Genomic DNA, 19,339 nt, shown 5'->3' with positions numbered 1-19,339 from the left:
ATCGATGGCTCAGTCGCGGATCGAGGACATCTGGCCGCTGTCGCCGCTGCAGAAAGGGTTGCTGTTCCACACGGTCTACGACGGCGAAGGGCCCCAGATCTACCTGGGCCACTGGATCCTGGAGCTGCAAGGTCCGGTCGACGCGGGGAGGTTGCGTGCGGCCTGGGAGGACCTGCTCGCCCGGCACGCCGCGCTCAGGGCCTGCTTCCGCCAGCGTGCGTCGGGCGAGACGGTGCAGGTCATCGCGAGCCGGGTGGAGCTGCCGTGGCGCACGGTCGACCTCTCCCACCTCGCCGATCCCGAGGAGGCCGTGCGGGAGCTGGCCGAGGAGGACCGGCTGCGGCCGTTCGACCTCGCGAAGGCCCCGCTGCTGCGCCTCACCTCGATCCGTCTCGACGACACCAGGCACCGCCTGGTGGTGACCTGCCATCACGCGGTCATGGACGGCTGGTCGCTGCCCATCGTCTTCAACGAACTGCTCGCGCTGTACGCGGCCGACGGCCGGCCGGAGCTGCCGGAGGCGGCGTCCTACCGGGACTACCTCGCCTGGTTGGGCCGCCAGGACCAGGAGCGGGCGCTGGCGGCGTGGACGGCGGAGTTGCGCGGCGCGCAGGAGCCGACCCTGGTGGCGCCCGCGGACCCGGGCCGGGCGCCCGGCATGCCGGAGAGCGTCAGCGCCGAGCTCCCCGAGCAGCTCACCCGATCGCTGGAAGACCTGGCCCGCGGCCACGGGCTGACGCTGAACACGGTGGTGCAGGGCGCGTGGGCGCTGGTGCTGGCGCAGCTGTCGGGCCGGACGGACGTGGTGTTCGGGGCGGCCGTGTCGGCACGCCCCGCGGACCTGCCCGGCGTGGAGGCAACGGTGGGGCTGTTCCTCAACACCGTGCCCGTGCGCGTACGGCTGGAGGGCGCCACACCGGTCGCCGCGCTGCTGACGGAGCTGCAGCGGCGGCAGTCGGCGCTCATCCCCGAGCAGTACGTGGGGTTGACGGACATCCAGAAGGCGGCCGGCCCCGGCGCGATCTTCGACACCCTGCTCGTCTTCGAGAACACCCCCCGCGACCTCGGTGAACCGGACTCCGCCGAGGCCTTCACCGTGCGGGTGAACCAGGGCCGGGAGGCCGCCCATTACCCGCTGACGCTGGTCGCCGTCCCCGGCGACACGATGCTCCTCAAGCTCGACCATCTGACCGACCTCTTCGACACGGACGCGGCGCTCGCCGTCCTGGAGCGGTTCCAGGGGGTTCTGCGCCGGCTGACGGCCGACAGCGCGATCGCCGTGGCCGACCTCGCCGTGACGACCGCCGCCGAGCGCGACCTGGTGAACGCCTGGGGCACGGCACCCGACGCCGAGCAGGGCGGCCTGGCGCCGGCCCTGTTCGACCGCCAGGTGGAGCGCCGCGCAGACGAGACGGCGATCACCGACGGAGACCTGACGACGTCCTACCGCGACCTGGCCGGTCAGGCGGACAGGCTCGCGGGCTACCTGACCGGGCGCGGTATCCGGCGCGGGGACCGGGTCGCCGTGGTGATGGACCGGTCGACCGACCTGATCGCGACGCTGCTCGCGGTGTGGAAGGCGGGGGCGGCGTTCGTGCCGGTGGACCCCGCCTACCCGCTGGAACGCGTGAAGTTCATGCTGGCGGACGCGGATCCGGCCGCGGTGGTCTGCCGGGCCGCGAGCCGGGCGGCGGTGCTGGACAGCGGGCTCGACCCGATCGTCCTGGACGATCCCGGGACGCGGCGGGCCGTGGCGCGGTGCGCCCGCCCCGAGGTGGAGGTCGGAGCCGAGGACCTCGCCTACGTGATGTACACCTCGGGGTCGACGGGCACGCCCAAGGGCGTCGCGGTGTCGCACGGCAACGTGGCGGCCCTGGCCGGGGAACCGGGGTGGGGGATCGGGCCCGGCGACGCCGTGCTGACGCACGCCTCGCACTCCTTCGACATCTCCCTGTTCGAGATCTGGGTGCCGCTCGTGTCGGGCGCCCGACTGGTGATCGCCGAACCGGGCGCGGTGGACGGGCAGGCCCTGGCCCGGTACGTGGCGGGCGGCGTCACGGCCGCCCACCTGTCCGCCGGAACCTTCCGGGTGCTGGCCGAGGAGGAACCGGAGTCGATCGCCGGGCTCCGGGAGGTGCTGACCGGCGGCGACGAGGTGCCGCCGGCGGCGGTGGAGCGCGTACGGCGGGCGTGCCCGGACGTCCGGGTGCGGCACCTCTACGGCCCCACGGAGGCGACGCTGTGCGCGACCTGGTGGCTGATCGGACCCGGCGACGAGACCGGTCCGGTGCTGCCGATCGGACGCCCCCTCGCGGGCCGGCGCGGCTACGTCCTCGACGCGTTCCTGCGCCCCGTGCCTCCGGGCGTGAAGGGCGAGCTGTACGTCGCGGGGGCCGGTGTCGCGCGCGGCTACCTGGGCCGTGCGGCCCTGACGGCCGAGCGGTTCACCGCCGACCCCTTCGTCCCCGGCGGGCGGATGTACCGGACCGGTGACCTGGCCCACTGGACGGACCAGGGCACGCTCGTGTTCGGCGGACGGGCCGACGACCAGGTGAAGATCCGCGGCTACCGCGTGGAGCCGGGAGAGGTCGAGGCGGTCCTCGCCGGGCTTCCCGGCGTCGGCCAGGCCGTGGTGGCAGCCCGGGACGAGCGGCTGACCGGTTATGTGGTCGCCGAAGCGGGACACGACCTCGACCCGGTCCTGCTGCGGGAGCGACTCGCCGAGACGATGCCCGACTTCATGGTCCCGGCGGCGGTGATCGTGCTGGACGCGCTGCCGCTGACGGTCCACGGGAAGGTGGACCGGCAGGGCCTGCCCGAGCCGGATTTCGCGTCGAAGTCGGTGGGCCGGGAGCCGGCCACCGAGGCCGAGCGGATCCTGTGCCGGGTGTTCGCCGAGGTCCTCGGCCTGGAACGGGTCGGGGTCGAGGACGGCTTCTTCGAGCTGGGCGGGGACTCGATCTCGTCGATGCAGGTGGCCGCCCGTGCCCGGCGCGAGGGGATAGCCCTCACCCCCCGGCAGGTGTTCGAGCAGCGGACCCCCGGACGGCTGGCCGCGCTGGCGGGGGTCGCCGGAACGACGCGGCGGGGCCGCACCGAGACGGACGCGGGCATCGGGGAGATCGCCTGGACGCCGGTGATGCGCGCCCTCGGAGCCGACGCGCTGCGCCCCGGCTTCGCCCAGGCGCGCGTCGTCGTCGCCCCGCCCGGCCTCGACCGGGACGCGCTGGTGACCGCCCTGGCAGCGGTGCTGGACGTCCACGACCAGTTGCGCGGCCGGGCGGAGTCCGACGGACGGCTGATCGTCCCCGCGCGAGGCACGGTGGATGCGGCCGCACTGGTGACCCGGGTGGACGCCGGGACCGGGAACCTCGACGAGACCGCCGAACGCGAGGCCGCGACGGCCGCAGGCGGCCTGGACCCGTCGACGGGGACCATGGTGCGGGCCGTGTGGATCGACGCGGGAAGCGCCGAGCCGGGCCGGTTGGCGCTGGTGGCGCACCACCTGGTGGTCGACGCGGTCTCCTGGGGCATCCTGCTGCCGGATCTGCGCACGGCCTACGAGGAGGTTCTCTCCGGGGGGACCCCGTCCCTCGAACCGGCGGCCACGTCGTACCGGCAGTGGTCGCAGCGGCTGACCGAGCAGGCGTTCAGCGAGCACACCCTCGCCGAGATGGATCACTGGGTCGGGGTCCTGGACGGCGCGGACCCGTTCCCCGGGCAGGACGACGGCCGGCACGAGGGGCGGCCGCACTCATGGTCGGGGACCCTGTCCGGGCCCACGGCGCGCAGCCTGGTGGACCGGGCCCCGAGAACCTTCCACTGCGGGATCCGGGAAGTCCTGCTCGCGGGCCTGGCGGGCGCGGTGGCGCACCGGCGGGCCGGTGACGCCGGGGTGCTCCTGGACCTGGAGGGCCACGGCCGCCACCCGGCCGAGGGCGAGGATCTGCTGCGCACCGTCGGCTGGTTCACCAGCGTCCACCCGGTCCGCCTCGACGTCTCCGGCGTCGACCTGGCAGCGGCGGCGGCCGGGAACGCGGCGGCCGGCGAGCTGCTGAAGGCCGTGAAGGAGCAGGTCCGCGCAGTGCCGGGCGACGGGCTCGGCTATGGGCTGCTGCGCCACCTCAACCCCGACACCGGGGCCAGGCTGGCCCAACTGCCCTCCCCGACCATCGGATTCAACTACCTCGGCCGGTCGGCCCCCACCTACCCGCAGACTCCGTGGCAGGTCGGCGAAGGGCCGCTCGGCGCGGGGGCCGCCGGTCCTGAGCCGGTGCTCGCCCACGCCCTGGAGGTCGGCGCGGACGTTCAGGACACGCCGGCCGGTCCCGTTCTGAGGCTCACCATGGACGGCCGGGATCTCGATCCCGCCACGGTGGAGCGGCTGGGGGAGGCCTGGCTGCAGCTGCTCACCGGTCTCGCCGCCCACGCCGTCGCCCCCGGCGCCGGAGGCCACACGCCGTCCGACTTCGACTTCGTCGAGGTGTCGCGGCGGGACGTGGTCGAGCTGGAGGCCGCCGCGCCCGGGCTGATCGACATCTGGCCCCTGTCGCCCCTCCAGGCGGGCATGCTCTTCGAACGGGCCCTCGACGACCAGGGAGTGGACGTCTACCAGACCCAGCGGATCCTGGACCTCGACGGGCCGCTCGACCCGGAACGGCTGCGCGCGGCGTGGCAGCCGCTGGCCGCCCGGCACCAGTCGCTCCGCACGAGCTTCCACCAGCTCGGCTCGGGCGAGACGGTGCAGGTCGTCGTGGGTGACGCCGACATCCCCTGGCGCACGGCGGACGTATCGCACCTCGGCGAGGCGGAGGCGGCCGTCGAGGTCGAACGCCTCCTCGCGCAGGACCAGGCGCAGCGGTTCGACGTGTCCCGCCCGCCGCTGCTGCGGCTGCTGCTGATCCGTCTCGGCGAGAACAGGCACCGGCTCGTCCTGACGGCGCACCATGTCCTCCTGGACGGCTGGTCGACGCCGATCGTGCTGGGCGAGATGTCCTCCGGCTACGCGGGCCGGCCGAGCCCGTCGACGCCACCCTCCTACCGCGACTACGTGGCGTGGCTGAGCGGCCAGGACCAGGAGGCGACGCGATCGGCGTGGCGCTCGGAGTTCGCCGGGGCGGACGAGCCGACCGTGGTGGACGCCGAGGCGGGCAAGGCGATGGTGATGCCGGAGGAGCACTGCGCCCGGCTGTCCGCCGAGACGACGCGCAGGCTCACCGACTTCACCCGCAGCCACGGGCTGACGCTGAGCACGATCGTGCAGGGCGCGTGGGCCCTGGTGCTGGCCCGGCTGGCGGGCCGGACGGACGTGGTCTTCGGGTCCGTGGTGTCGGGCCGCCCGGCGGACGTACCGGACGTGGAGCGGATGGTGGGGATGTTCATCAACACCGTTCCGGTCCGGGTGCGGCTCGACGGCGGCCTGCCGGTGCTGGAGCTGCTCCAGGACCTGCAGCGACGCCAGTCGGCGCTGACGGAGCACCAGTACATGGGTCTGTCGGAGATCCAGAGGGCGGTGGGGCCGGGCGCGGCCTTCGACACCCTCGTGATGGTCGAGAACTACCCGCATGACGCGGCCGGTCTCGGCGACGACGGCGGAGTCACGATCAGCTCGGCCCTCACCCGGACGGGCACCGGCTACCCGCTGACCATGAGCGCCAGTCCCGGCCGGCGCCTGCAGATCCGCGTGTCCTTCCGGCCCGACCGGATCGAGGAGAAGACCGCCGTCGAGGTCGCCGGGCAGGTCGTGCGGGTCATCGAACGACTGCTCGCCGAGCCCTCGCTCCCCGTGGGCCGCCTGGGCGTGACGAGTGACGTGACGCGCACGTCCGTGGTGGAGCGCTGGAACGAGACCGGCGAGGCCGCGGGCGGATCGTCGGTGGTGGAACTGTTCCGGCGGCGCTCGGCGGGCGCGCCGGACGCGGTGGCCGTCGTCGACGGGGACCGCAGCCTGTCCTACGCCGACCTCGACCGGGAATCGGACCGGCTGGCAGGGCGTCTGGCCGGGACGGGCGTGCGGCGCGGCGACCGCGTCGGCGTGGTGATGGAGCGCGGCGCGGACCTGTTCGTCGCCTTCCTCGCTGTCTGGAAGGCCGGGGCCGCGTACGTCCCGGTGAACGTGGACCACCCGCCGGTGCGGATCGAGCGGATGCTCGCCGACGCCGGCGTGGCGGTGGCCGTCTGCGCCGAGGAGACCCGCAGCGCGGTGCCGGACGCCGTCGAGCCCGTGCTCGTGGACGCGCCGTGGACCGGGGGAACGCGGCAGGAGACGCCGCTCACGGCCTACGACGTCGCCTACGTGATGTACACCTCGGGATCGACCGGTGAGCCCAAGGGCGTCGCGGTGCCGCACGGAAGCGTCGCGGCCCTGGCCGGCGACCCCGGCTGGGCACTCGGTGCCGACGACTGCGTCCTGATGCACGCCTCGCACGCGTTCGACGCGTCGCTGCTCGAAATCTGGGCGCCGCTGGTCAGCGGGGCCCGCGTCCTGGTCGCCGAACCGGGCACCGTCGACACGCAGCGACTGCGAGAGGCGGTCGCCCGCGGCGTGACGACCGTCCACCTGACGGCCGGGAGCTTCCGGGTGCTGGCCGAGGAGTCGCCGGACTCCTTCAGCGGGTTGCGCGAGGTCCTCACCGGCGGGGACGTGGTGCCCCTCGCCTCCGTCGCACGGCTGCGCCGGGCCTGCCCGGACCTGCGGGTCCGGCACCTGTACGGCCCGACCGAGACCACCCTGTGCGCCACCTGGCAGCTGTTGGAGCCGGGTGACGAGACCGGCGAGGTCCTACCGATCGGGCGCCCGTTGACCGGGCGGCGGGCGTACGTGCTCGACGCCTTCCTCCAGCCGGTCGCTCCGAACGTGAACGGCGAGCTCTACCTCGCGGGCGCCGGTCTGGCGCTCGGCTATCCCGAGGCCCGCGGCGCGACCTCGGAGCGGTTCACCGCCGACCCGTTCGCCCCCGGCGAGAGGATGTACCGCACCGGCGACCTGGCGCGCTGGACCGACCGGGGCGAGTTGCTGTTCGCCGGACGGGCCGACTCCCAGGTGAAGATCCGGGGCTACCGGGTCGAGCCGGCGGAGATCGAGGCGGTACTCGCCGAGGTCCCCCGGGTCGCGCAGGCGGTCGTCGTCGCGAGGGAGGACCGCCCGGGTGAGAAGCGGCTGGTCGCCTACGCGATCGCGGAACCGGAGCAGGCCCCGGACCCCGAGGCGCTGCGCGAGCACCTCGCGGCGCGGCTGCCGGAGTTCATGGTCCCGGCCGCGGTGGTGGTCCTGGATGCCTTCCCGCTGACGATCAACGGGAAGGTCGATCGCGAGGCCCTGCCCGTACCCGAGTTCTCCGGGAAGCCCGCCGGCCGCGAGCCGCGTACCGAGGCGGAGCGGGTGCTGTGCGCCCTGTTCGCCGAGATCCTCGGGGTGGAGCGGGTCGGAGCGGACGACGGTTTCTTCGAGCTGGGCGGCGACTCGATCCTCTCCATGCAGCTGGCCGCCCGGGCCCGCCGCGCCGACATCGTCTTCGGCGCGAAGGACGTCTTCGCGCAGGAGACACCGGCGGGGATCGCGGCGGTCGCCGGGCGCGGCGGCGCGATGCGGACGGACCTCGACGACGGTGTCGGCGAGGTCGCGTGGACGCCGGTGATGCGGGCGCTCATCGAACACGACCCCGGCGCGCTGACCGGCGGGGCCCTGACCCAGTGGGTGACCTCGGGTGCTCCCGGCGACCTGTCGCTGGACGCGCTGGCGGCCGGGCTGGGCGCGGTGATCGACGCCCACGACCTGCTGCGCAGCCGGGTCGTCACGGACGGCGGCGAAGGGCCGAGCCTGGTCGTGTCCGGCCGGGGGACGGTGGACGCGGCGGGTCTGGTCGAGCAGGTCGAGGCCGGCACCGGCGACATCGACGAGGTCGCGGACCGGTGCGCCCACGAGGCGGCGGCGCGGTTGGATCCCGCCGCCGGTGTGATGATCCGGGCGGTGTGGATCGATGCCGGACCCGGTCGCGTGGGACGGCTCGTGCTGGTGGCGCACCACCTGGTGGTCGACGCCGTGTCCTGGCGGATCCTGCTGCTGGACCTGCGTACGGCCTGCGAGGCCGTGGCCGCGGGCGACGAGCCCGCTCTCGACCCGGTGGAGGTCCCGTTCCGGCGATGGGCGCGGACCCTGGCCGACCAGGCCGCGATCCGGGCCGGGGAACTCGAGACCTGGACGGAGATCCTCGACCACGCGCAACCCGGGCTGGCCCCCCTCGACCCCGCACGCGACACCATCGCCACTGCGGGACGCAGGTCATGGACCCTGCCGCGCGACCGCGCGGGCCTGCTCGTGGAGAGGGCCGCCTCGGCCTTCCACTGCGGTGTCCACGAGGTGCTCCTGGCCACCTTGGCGGGCGCGGTCGCCCACTGGCGCGGCGGCGACTCCGTCGTGGTGGATGTCGAAGGCCACGGCCGCGGGCCCCTCGGCGAGCTGGATCTCACCCGGACGGTCGGCTGGTTCACCGACATCCACCCGCTCCGGCTGGACGTGACCGGGATCGACACCGACGAGGCGATCGCCGGCGGCGAGGCCGCCGGCCGCCTGCTGAAGCAGGTCAAGGAGAACGTGCGGGCGGTGCCCGACGGCGGCCTCGGCTACGGCATGCTGCGCCACCTCAACGCCGAGACGGCACCGGTCCTGGCGGCCTCGCCGAAGGCGGAGGTCGGGTTCAACTACCTCGGCCGGTTCTCCTCCCGCCCCGACAGTGATCCGCAGCCCTGGCAGATGACGGGGACGGTCGGCGGCGCGGCGGAGCAGGACGCGCCGTTGCGCCACGCCGTGGAGGTCGACGCCGTCCTCCTCGACTCCCCGGACGGACCCGAGCTCCGACTGACCGTGACCTGGGCCGGACGGCTCCTCGGCGAGGCCGAGGCGCAGTCGCTCGCCCAGGTCTGGCTGGACCTGCTGTCCGGCCTCGCCGCGCACGCCGCCGTCCCCGGAGCCGGTGGGCACACCCCCGGCGACTTCTCCCTCGTCGAGCTGACGCAGCCGGAGGTGGAGGAGGTCGAGGCCGCCGTTCCGGGCCTCGTGGACATCTGGCCGCTCTCCCCGCTCCAGGAGGGGCTGCTGTTCCACGCCATGGACCAGCGGGGTCCGGATGTCTACGCGGGCATCCGCACCCTCGCCGTCGAGGGTCCGCTGGACCTCGCCCGCTTCCGGGCGTCCTGGCAGTCCCTCCTCGACCGGCACGCCGGCCTGCGGGCGGGCTTCCACCAGCTCGGGTCCGGCCGGGCGGTCCAGGCGATCGTCCGTGACGTGGCCCTGCCCTGGACCTACACCGACCTGTCCCACCTGTCCGAGGACGAGGCGCTGGCACGGTTCGAGCGACTCGCGGAGGAGCTGCACGCCGACCGGTTCGACCTGGGCCGGGCGCCCCTGCTGCGCCTGCACCTGGTGCGCATCGGCGAACGCAGCCACCGGCTGGCCCTCGCCACCCACCACATCTCCTGCGACGGATGGTCGCTTCCGGTCCTCTCCGGCGATGCGATGGCGCTCTACGAATCGGGCGGTGAAGGACTGTCCCTGTCCGCCCCGACGTCCTACCGCGACTATCTCGCCTGGCTCTCCCGTCAGGACAAGGAAGCCGCCTGGCAGGCGTGGCGGACGGAGCTGGCCGGGCTCGACGAGGCGACCTACGTCGTGCCGCCGGAGACCCACACCGCGCCCGTCGAGCCCGAACGCGTCCGGTTCGAACTCGACGAGGACCTGAGCCGTCGGCTGGTGGAGCTCACGCGCCGGCACGGCGTCACGATGAACACCCTCTTCCAGGGGGTCTGGGCGCTGCTCCTGGCAAGGCTGACGGGCCGGGACGACGTGGTCTTCGGTACCGCGGTGGCCGGGCGCCCGCCCGAGATCCCCGGAGTCGAGTCCGCGGTCGGCCTGTTCATGAACACGCTGCCGGTCCGGGCCCGCCTCGCGGGCGGTGAGCCCTTCCTCGACATGCTGACGCACCTCCAGGAGCGCCAGGTCGGAATGATGGCGCACCAGCACGTCGGACAGTCGGAGATCATCCAGGTCGCCGGGCAGGGCGCCGGGTTCGACACGATCGTGGTCTTCGAGAACTACCCCCACCCGCCGCTCCCGTCCGAGGACCCCGATGCGCTCGTCATGCGCCCCACGGGGATCCCGAACGACAGCGGGCACTATCCGGTGTCCATGCGCGTCTCCCACGACGGCGGCGTCCACGGCGAGTTCATCTTCCGTCCGGACGTCTTCGACCTGGCCCGGGCGCAGGAGATGCCGGCGTCGGTCGTCCGGGCGCTGGAGCAGGTGGCGGCCGATCCGCGCACTCCGGTGGGCCGGGTCGGCCTGATCGGCCCGGCGGAACGCGCCCTGGTGGTCGAGCGGTGGAACGCCACCGACGCGCCGTTCGTGCCGGAGCCGCTGCCGGTGCTGTTGCGCCGACGGGCGGAGCTGTCGCGGGACGCGGTCGCGGTGGAGGACGCGGCGCGGAGCCTGTCGTACGAAGGGCTGCTGGCAGGGGCGGAGGACCTGGCGCGGCTGCTGGCGGGGCTGGGCGTCCGACGCGAGACGCGGGTGGGCGTGCTGGTCGGACGGTCGGCGGAGTTGGTGGTGGCCCTGGTCGGGGTGTCGCTGTCGGGCGGGGTGTTCGTCCCGGTCGACCCGGACTATCCCGCCGGTCGGATCGAGCTGATGCTGGCGGACTCCGCGCCCGAGGTGCTGCTGTGCACCAAGGCGACCCGGACGGCCGTACCGGACGGGTTCGCGGGCACGGTCGTCGCCCTGGACGAGCGGCCCGCCGCCGACCCGGGAGTGGCGTTGCCGGCCGTGGCGGCGGGCGACGGGGCGTACGTGATCTACACCTCCGGGTCGACGGGGACGCCCAAGGGCGTCCAGGTCACCCACGCCGGGATCGGCAACCTGGCCGGCGCGCAGATCGAGCGTTTCGGTGTGACGCCGTCCGCACGGATCCTGCAGTTCGCCTCCCTCGGGTTCGACGCCGCGATCTCCGAGCTGTGCATGGCCCTGCTGTCGGGCGGGACGGTGGTGCTGGCCGACGCCGGCAGCATGCCGCCGCGCGTGTCGCTGGGCGACGCCCTGCGCCGGTGGCGCATCACCCACGTCACCGTGCCGCCGAGCGTGCTGGCCGTCGAGGACGACCTGCCGGACTGCCTGGAGACGCTGATCGTCGCCGGTGAGGCGTGCCCACTGCCCCTGGTCGACCGCTGGTCGGGGGACCGGCGGATGATCAACGCCTTCGGGCCCACCGAGACGACCGTGTGCGCGACGATGAGCTCGCCGCTGTCTCCGGGACGCGACGTGGTCCCCATCGGCCGTCCGATCACCAACGTGCGGGCGTACGTGCTCGACGCCTTCCTGCAGCCGGTGCCGCCCGGCGTGGCCGGTGAGCTCTACGTCACCGGGGCAGGGCTCGCGCGGGGATACCTCGGACGCCCGGGCCTGACGGCGGACCGGTTCGTCGCCGACCCGTACTCCTGCGGGGGCCGCATGTACCGCACCGGCGACCGGGCCCGCTGGACCGGCGAGGGAGAGCTGGTCTTCGCCGGCCGGGCCGACGCGCAGGTCAAGGTGCGCGGCTACCGGATCGAGCCGGGCGAGATCGAGGCCGTGCTGGCGGACCACCCGGGGGCCGCCCAGGTGGTGGTGGCCGCCCGTGAGGACGGGCCCGGAGAGAAGCGGCTGGTGGCGTACGTCGTCCCGGCGGCCGGGCAGTCGGCCGAGGAGCTGATCGCCGCCCTGCGCGGGACGGCGGCCGAACGCCTGCCGGAGCACATGAGGCCGGTGGCGTTCGTACCGCTGGAAACGATGCCCCTGACCCCGAACGGAAAGGTCGACCACCGGGCGCTCCAGGCCCCCGACTACGCCGGGAACTCCTCCGGACGTGATCCGCGCACGGCCGTCGAAGAGCTGCTGTGCGCGATGTTCGCCGAGGTCCTCGGGGTGGAGCCGGTCGGGGTCGACGACAGCTTCTTCGAGCTCGGCGGCGACTCGATCAGCTCGATGCAGCTGTCGGCCCGGCTGCGCGGCGAAGGACTGGAACTGTCGCCGTGGCAAGTGTTCGAGGAGAAGACGCCCGAACGGCTGGCGGTGCTCGCCAAGGAGCTCCCGGCCCAGGGCGAGGAGAGCGCGCAGCCGGAGTCCCAGGACGGCATGCTCCTGGTCCTCTCGCCTGACCAGATGGACCGACTCCAGACCGGGCCGGCCGATGAATGACTTCCACAAGGAGCAGATCATGACCGTTGACGACACTCGTGCGAAGCCGCGCTCCGCCGTGGAAGACGTCTGGCCCCTGTCGCCGCTGCAGGAGGGCATGCTCTACCACACCGCTCTCGACAAGGACGGCCCGGACACCTACACCGTGCAGTCCGTCTACGGCATCGAGGGCCCGCTGGACCCCGAGCGCCTGAAGGCGTCCTGGCAGGCGCTCCTGGACCGGCACGCCGCGCTGCGGGTCTGCTTCCGGTACGTCAGCGGCGCGCAGATGGTGCAGGTGGTCCTCCGGGACGTCAAGGTCCCGTGGCGTGAGACGGACCTCTCCGGACTCCCGGACGACCAGGCCGACGACGAAGTGGGGCGACTGGCGGAGGAGGAGCTGGCCGAGCGCTTCCGACTGGAGACGGCCCCGTTGACGAAGCTGCACCTGATCCGGCTCGGCCCGCAGAGCCACCGGCTCGTGCACACCCTTCACCACGTCCTGGCCGACGGCTGGTCGATGCCGATCATCCACCGCGAGCTGTCCGCGATCTACGCGGCGGGCGGGGACGCGTCCGGGCTGCCGGCCACGACCTCCTACCGCGACTACCTCGCCTGGCTGGGACGCCAGGACAAGGAGGCGGCCCGGACCGCCTGGCGCAAGGAACTCGCCGGTCTGGACACCCCCACCACGGTCGCCCCGGCCGATCCGAGCCGAGTGCCGGACATCGACACGGTGATGACCGAGCTCTCCCCGGAGCTGACGAAGGACCTGGCGCAGCTGGCCCGCGCCCACGGCCTCACGCTGAACACGGTCGTCCAGGGCGTATGGGCGGTCGTGCTGTCCCAGCTGGCGGGCCGCACCGACGTGGTGTTCGGCACGACCGTCTCGGGCCGGCCGGCCGAGCTGGCCGGCGTGGAGACGATGGTGGGCATGCTGCTCGGCACCCTGCCGGTGCGCGTGCGGCTCGACGGCGGGCGGCGGTTCGTCGAAGCGCTCACCGAGCTGCAGCGCAACCAGTCGGCGCTCATGCCCCACCAGCACCTCGGCCTCCAGGAGGCGCGGGCCGCCGCCGGAGCCGGAGCCGTCTTCGACACCCTCGTCATCTACGAGAACTTCCCCCGCACCGGACTCGACCGGCCGGAGGGCAGCGGCCTGCACCTGCGCCCCGTGCGGAAGGGCCGCGACTCCTCGCACTACCCGTTCACGCTGGTCACCGGGCCGGGCGAGCGGATGCCGGTCATCCTCAACTACGACCGGGGCCTGTTCGACCGGGAGGTCGCGGAATCCGTCCAGGGCGCGTTCGTGCGGGTGGTGGAACAGCTGGTCGCCGAGCCCGCCGTCCTGGTCGGCCGGCTGACCCTGCTGAGCGCCGCCGAGCGTGCCGTGGTGGTGGACGGCTGGAACGCGACCGCGGGCCCGGTGCCCGGGGCGTCCATGGTCGAGCTGTTCGGGCGTCGGGTCGCCACCGCACCCCACGCGGTGGCGATCACCGACGCGAGCGGCACGGACCTGACCTACGCCGAGCTCGACCGGGCGTCCAACCGGCTGGCCGGATACCTCGCCGACCGCGGCGTGCGGCGCGGTGCCCTGGTCGGGGTGGCCATGGAGAGGTCCGCCGACCTGCTGGTCACGTTCCTGGCGATCTGGAAGGCGGGTGCCGCGTTCGTCCCGGTCGACGCGGGGAACCCGGCCGAGCGGGTCGCGCTCGTCCTCGCCGACCCCCGGGTCTCGACCGTCGTGTGCACCACCGCCACCAGCGCGGTCGCGCCCGAGGACGCCATCGTCCTCGATGCGCCGCAGACCCGCGCGGCCGTCGACGGCCGGGCCGCCACCGCTACGGGGATCCGGGTCGGCGCCGACGATCTGGCGTACGTGATGTACACCTCCGGATCCACCGGCGTCCCGAAGGGCGTGGCCGTCACCCACGGGGGAGTGGCCGGTCTGGCGGGCGACGCGGGCTGGCGGATCGGTCCCGAGGACGGCGTGCTGATGCACGCGACGCACGTCTTCGACGCCTCGCTCTACGAGATGTGGGTGCCGCTCGCCACGGGCGGCCGGATCCTGCTCGCCGAGCCGGGAGTGGTGGACGCCGGCGGTGTGCGCCGGGCCGTCGAACGCGGCGCGACCTCCATCCACCTCACCGCCGGGACCTTCCGCGCCCTGGCGGAGTCGTCACCGGAGTGCTTCACGGGCCTGGTCGAGGTCGGCACCGGCGGGGACGTCGTCCCCGCCTACGCGGTGGAGAACCTGCGGCGGGCCCAGCCCGCTCTGCGGGTGCGCAACACCTACGGGCCGACCGAGACCACCCTGTGCGCGACCTGGAAGCCGATCGAGCCCGGTGAGGTGCTCGGGGGTGAGCTGCCGATCGGCCGCCCCATGGCGAACCGCGGGATATACGTCCTCGACGCCTTCCTGCGACCGGTCGCGCCGGGCATCACCGGCGAGCTGTACATCGCCGGCACCGGCCTGGCCCGCGGATACCTCGGCCGGCCGGACCTGACGGTCGAACGGTTCGTCGCCTGCCCGTTCCGCGCCGGCGAGCGCATGTACCGCACCGGCGACCTGGCGCGCTGGAACCGCGACGGGGAGGCGGTGTTCGTCGGGCGGGCCGACGACCAGGTGAAGATCCGGGGCTTCCGGGTGGAGCCGGCCGAGGTGGAGACCGTGCTGGCGGCCCAGCCGGGCGTGACCGAGGCGGTCGTCGTGGCGCGCGAGGACACGCCCGGCGAGCGGCGGCTGGTGGGCTACGCCGTCACCGACGGAAACGAGGCCGACGTGGAGGAGATGCGGCGGCAGATGAGCCTCGTCCTGCCCTCCTACATGGTCCCCGCGGCGATCATCCTCCGTCCGGGCCTGCCCGTCACTCCCAACGGCAAGGTGGACCGCCGGGCCCTGCCCGCCCCCGACTTCGCGGAACGCGCTTCGGACAAGGCCCCCGAGAGCGAGACCGAGAAGGTCCTGTGCGCGCTGTTCGCCGAGATCCTCGGCGTCGAGCGGGTGGGCGTCGACGACGCCTTCCACGACCTGGGCGGCAGCTCGGCGCTGGCCATGCGGCTCATCGCGCGGATCCGCGAGGAGATCGGCGCGGACCTGCCCATCCGTCAGCTGTTCTCCTCGCCGACGCCCGCGGGCATCGCCCGGGCGCTGGCGGCGAAGTCACGCCCCGCGCTGGAGGCCGCCCCCCGGCCGGAGCAGGTGCCCCTCACCGCCCGGCAGCTCCGCGCCTGGCTGCTGGCCCGTCCCGGAGAGACGACCGCCGGCCTGCAAGCCTCGGTCGCGCTGCGCGTGCGCGGCCGACTGGACGTGCCCGCGCTGGAGGCGGCGCTCGGTGACGTCGCGTCCCGGCACGAGATCCTCCGGACGACCTTCCCGGGCCAGGCCACGACCGTCCACCAGCACGTCCACGACTCCGCGGCCGTCCGGCTGACACCGGTTCCGGCCGCCGAGGAGGAGCTTCCCGGGCTGCTCGCCGAGCTGGCCGAGCGGCCCTTCGACCTCACCCGCGACCTGCCGTGGCGCTGCGACCTCTTCGCGGTCGCGGAGCGCGAGCACGTACTGGCGCTGACGGTGCACCGGATCGCCGCCGACGAGGACTCACTGGACGTGTACTTCCGCGACCTGGCGGCCGCGTACGGCGCGCGGCGCGCGGGCCGGGTCCCGGAGCGCGCGCCGCTGACCCTGCAGTTCGCCGACTACGCGATCTGGGAGCGGCTGCTGCTGGAGGGCGAGCGCGAGCCGGAGAGCCTGATCGGCGAGCAGGCGTCCTTCTGGCGGGACCACCTCGCCGGCATCGACGGGGACACGGTCCTGCCCTTCGACCGTCCGCGCCCGGCCGTCCCGTCGCGACAGGCCGACACGGTCGCGCTGCGGTTGGACGGCCCCGCGCACGCCCGGCTGCTGGCGGCCGTGGACTCGGCCGGCGCGGACGCCCACCAGCTGGTGCACGCCGCGCTCGCCATGCTGCTGACCCGGTTCGGCGCGGGCGAGGAGCTCGTGATCGGCACGACGCTGCCGCGCGACGAGGACCTCATCGACCTCGAACCGATGATCGGCCCGTTCGCCCGGCCGTTCCCCCTGCGCACCGACGTCGCGGGCGACCCGACCTTCCTGGAGGTCCTCACCCGGGTGCAGGAGACCGTCCGGGACGCCCGCCAGCACCTGGACGTCCCCTTCGAGCGGATCGTCGACCTGTTGGACCTGCCCGCTTCGCTTTCCCGCCACCCGGTGTTCCAGGTCGGCCTGGAGGTGGCCGAGGAGGACGCCGGCGCGTGGGCCGCGACGGAACTGCCGGCCCTGCGCACCAGCGTCGAACCCGGCCGGCCCGAGGCCATCGAGCTGGACCTCGTGTTCAAGCTCACCGAGCACCGCGACGAGGACGACCAGGGCGCCGGCATCGACGGCGACCTCCGCTACGCCACCGACCTGTTCGACAGGGCCACGGCCCAGTCGCTGGCGCGACGGCTGGTCCGCGTCCTGGAACAGGTGGCACAGGACCCCCACCGGCGCGTCAGCGACCTCGACCTCCTGCTGGACGACGCCGAACGCGAGCGCCCGGCCGAGGCCCCGGCCGTATGGAGCGGATCCGTGCCCCCGGTGGTCGCCGACCTGGCCCAGGCGGGCCCGCTCGGCGCGCTCGTGCTCGACGACCGGCTGCTCCCCGTCGCGCCCGGAGCCGTCGGCGACCTCTACGTCACCGGCCCTGCGGCCGACGCGAGCCTCGCCGACCGGACCCTGGCCTGCCCCTTCGGGCCCGAGGGGCGGCGCATGCTGCGCACCGGCTCGCTCGCCCGCTGGTCCGCCGCCGGAACCCTGACCCTCCTGGGCGAGCGGCGACGCTCCAGCGCCACGCCGAAGACCGCCACGGGCGACTTCGAGGTCCTGCTGCCGCTGCGCCCCGGCGGCGACCGCCCGCCGCTGTTCTGCGTCCACGCGAGCGGCGGCCTGAGCTGGAACTACGGACCGCTGCTGCGGGAGCTCCCGGCGAACCAGCCGGTCTACGGAATCCAGGCGCGCGGCCTGGCCCGCACCGAGGCCCTGCCCGGCGGCGTCGAGGAGATGGCGGCCGACTACGTCGCGCAGATCCGCACCGTGCAGCCGACCGGGCCGTACCACCTCCTCGGCTGGTCCCTCGGCGGGCGGATCGCGCAGGCGATGGCCGCGCAGCTGGAGGCCGAGGGCGAGCGGGTCGGCGTGCTCGCGCTGCTCGACGCCTACCCCACCTACATGGGGAAGAGGGCGCGCGGCGACGGACGCGTCCAGGAGGCCGTCGACAAGCTGAAGGAACAGCAGATGGAGCTCGCCGCCGCCCTGGTCAGCGGGGACGGCGCCCGGGCCCGCCTGGAAGAGGTGATGCGCAACCTCGCCGAGGTCGGGCCGAGGCACGACGCCTCGTACTTCGCGAGCGACGTCCTGCTGTTCATCGCCACGCGCAACCGCCCCGCGCACATGCCCGTCGACTGGGCGGCCGTCATCTGGCAGCCCCTGACCAGCGGGACCGTGGAGCCCCACGAGATCCCCGCCGACCACAACGAGATGATGCAGCCCGCGTCGCTGGCCCGGATCGGGGCCGTCGTCGCCGAGAAGCTCCGGCCGCGGCCGTAGCTAACCCACCTCCGGAAAGGCAGGACACCACCATGAGCAACCCCTTCGACAACGAGGACGGCTCTTTCTTCGTGCTCGTCAACGACGAGGGCCAGCACTCCCTCTGGCCCGCCTTCGCCGAGGTGCCGGCCGGCTGGACCGCCGTCCACGGCGAGGCCGCCCGCCAGGACTGCCTCGCCTATGTCGAGCAGAACTGGACCGACCTCCGGCCGAAGAGCCTGGTAGCGGAAATCGACGGCTGAGCGATGTCCAGCCGCTCAAACCGGGCAGTTGGACGGGCTCGACGCCCGTCCGACTGCCCCCAGACCTCCGTTCCGTGCACACCGGCCGGATGAGACGAAAGGACCCGCGGCATGTTCGAGGAGATCAACGTCGTCCGGGCGTCGCAGTTGCACCGCAGGAACCGGTTCGATCCGGTGCCCGAGCTCCACTGCCTGATGGGCGAGGGCGACATGACCGTCCTGGGAACCGAGGACTCCGCCGACGGGCGGACCGCGTGGCTGGCCACCGGGACCAAGGAGGTCCGGCAGGTCCTCGGCTCGGACAAGTTCAGCGCGCGCCTGCTCTACGGCGGGACGGCGGCCGGCATCACCTGGCCCGGCTTCCTCACCCAGTACGACCCGCCGGAGCACACGCGGCTGCGGCGGATGATGACCCCCGCGTTCGCAGTCCGCCGGATGCAGGCGTTCCGGCCGCAGGTCGAGGAGACCGTCCGGAACAGCCTGGACGTCATCGAGGCACTCGGCGGCCCGGTGGACTTCGTCCCGCACTTCGGATGGGCCGTCGCGACGCCGGCGACCTGCGACTTCCTCGGCATTCCCCGGGACGACCAGGCCGATCTGGCACGGATCCTGCTCGCCAGCCGGGCCGACCGGTCGGACAAGAGGCGCACCGCGGCGGGGAACAAGTTCATGACCTACATGAGGCAGCACGTCACCCAGTCGCGCCGCGATCCCGGCGACGACATGTTCGGCGTCGTGGTGCGCGAACACGGTGACGCCATCACGGACGCCGAACTGACGGGAGTGGCCGCGTTCGTCATGGGCGCGGGCGCCGACCAGGTGGCCCGCCTGCTCGCGGCGGGCGCCTGGCTGATGGTCGAAGCGCCCGAGCAGTTCGCGGTGCTGCGGGAGAAGCCCGACACCGTGCCGGACTGGCTGGACGAGATGATGCGGTACCTCACGACCGACGAGAAGACCCATCCGCGCGTCGCGACGCAGGACGTGCGGATCGGGGACCACCTCGTCAAGGCCGGCGACACCGTCACGTGCTCGCTGCTGGCCGCCAACCGCCGGAACTACCCGGACGCGGACGACGAGTTCGACATCACCCGTGCGCGGCCGGACCACCTGGCGTTCGGGTGGGGCATTCACCACTGCCTCGGCAGGGCTCTGGCCGAGCTGATGTTCCGGGTCGCGATCCCGGCGCTGGCGCAACGCTTCCCCGCCCTGCGGCTGGCCGAACCGGACCGCGAGATCACCTTGGGGCCGCCGCCGTTCGACGTGGAAGCCCTGCTGCTCGACTGGTAGCAC

General features: G+C 73.8%; 4 protein-coding genes. All 4 read left to right on the top strand.

The features are described 5' to 3' along the window. Positions 1 to 4: 4 nt before the first annotated feature. The 4 genes from ABTY61_RS07295 to ABTY61_RS07280 all read left to right on the top strand — a co-directional run bounded on the left by ABTY61_RS07295 (position 5) and on the right by ABTY61_RS07280 (position 19,336). Positions 5 to 12,223: a non-ribosomal peptide synthetase gene (locus tag ABTY61_RS07295; RefSeq protein ID WP_350503942.1), complete on the top strand. Its 12,219-nt coding sequence runs from the start codon at positions 5 to 7 to the stop codon at positions 12,221 to 12,223. A gap of 19 nt (positions 12,224 to 12,242) precedes the next feature. Continuing rightward, positions 12,243 to 17,807, top strand: a complete 5,565-nt coding sequence (locus tag ABTY61_RS07290) for a non-ribosomal peptide synthetase (RefSeq protein WP_350503941.1) — start codon at positions 12,243 to 12,245, stop codon at positions 17,805 to 17,807. Between the two features lie 32 nt (positions 17,808 to 17,839). Next, entirely contained in the window at positions 17,840 to 18,049 is a 210-nt protein-coding gene (locus tag ABTY61_RS07285) for an MbtH family protein (protein ID WP_350503940.1), read from the top strand. Between the two features lie 111 nt (positions 18,050 to 18,160). Further along, positions 18,161 to 19,336, top strand: a complete 1,176-nt coding sequence (locus tag ABTY61_RS07280) for a cytochrome P450 (RefSeq protein ID WP_350503939.1) — start codon at positions 18,161 to 18,163, stop codon at positions 19,334 to 19,336. The last annotated feature ends 3 nt before the right edge of the window (positions 19,337 to 19,339 follow it).

This window comes from Kitasatospora sp. NPDC096128, assembly GCF_040303105.1.
In the GTDB taxonomy this organism is placed as follows: Bacteria; Actinomycetota; Actinomycetes; order Streptomycetales; family Streptomycetaceae; genus Kitasatospora.
The sequence above is the reverse complement of the archived record's forward strand: the minus strand, read 5'-3'. Positions and strand labels throughout refer to the sequence as shown.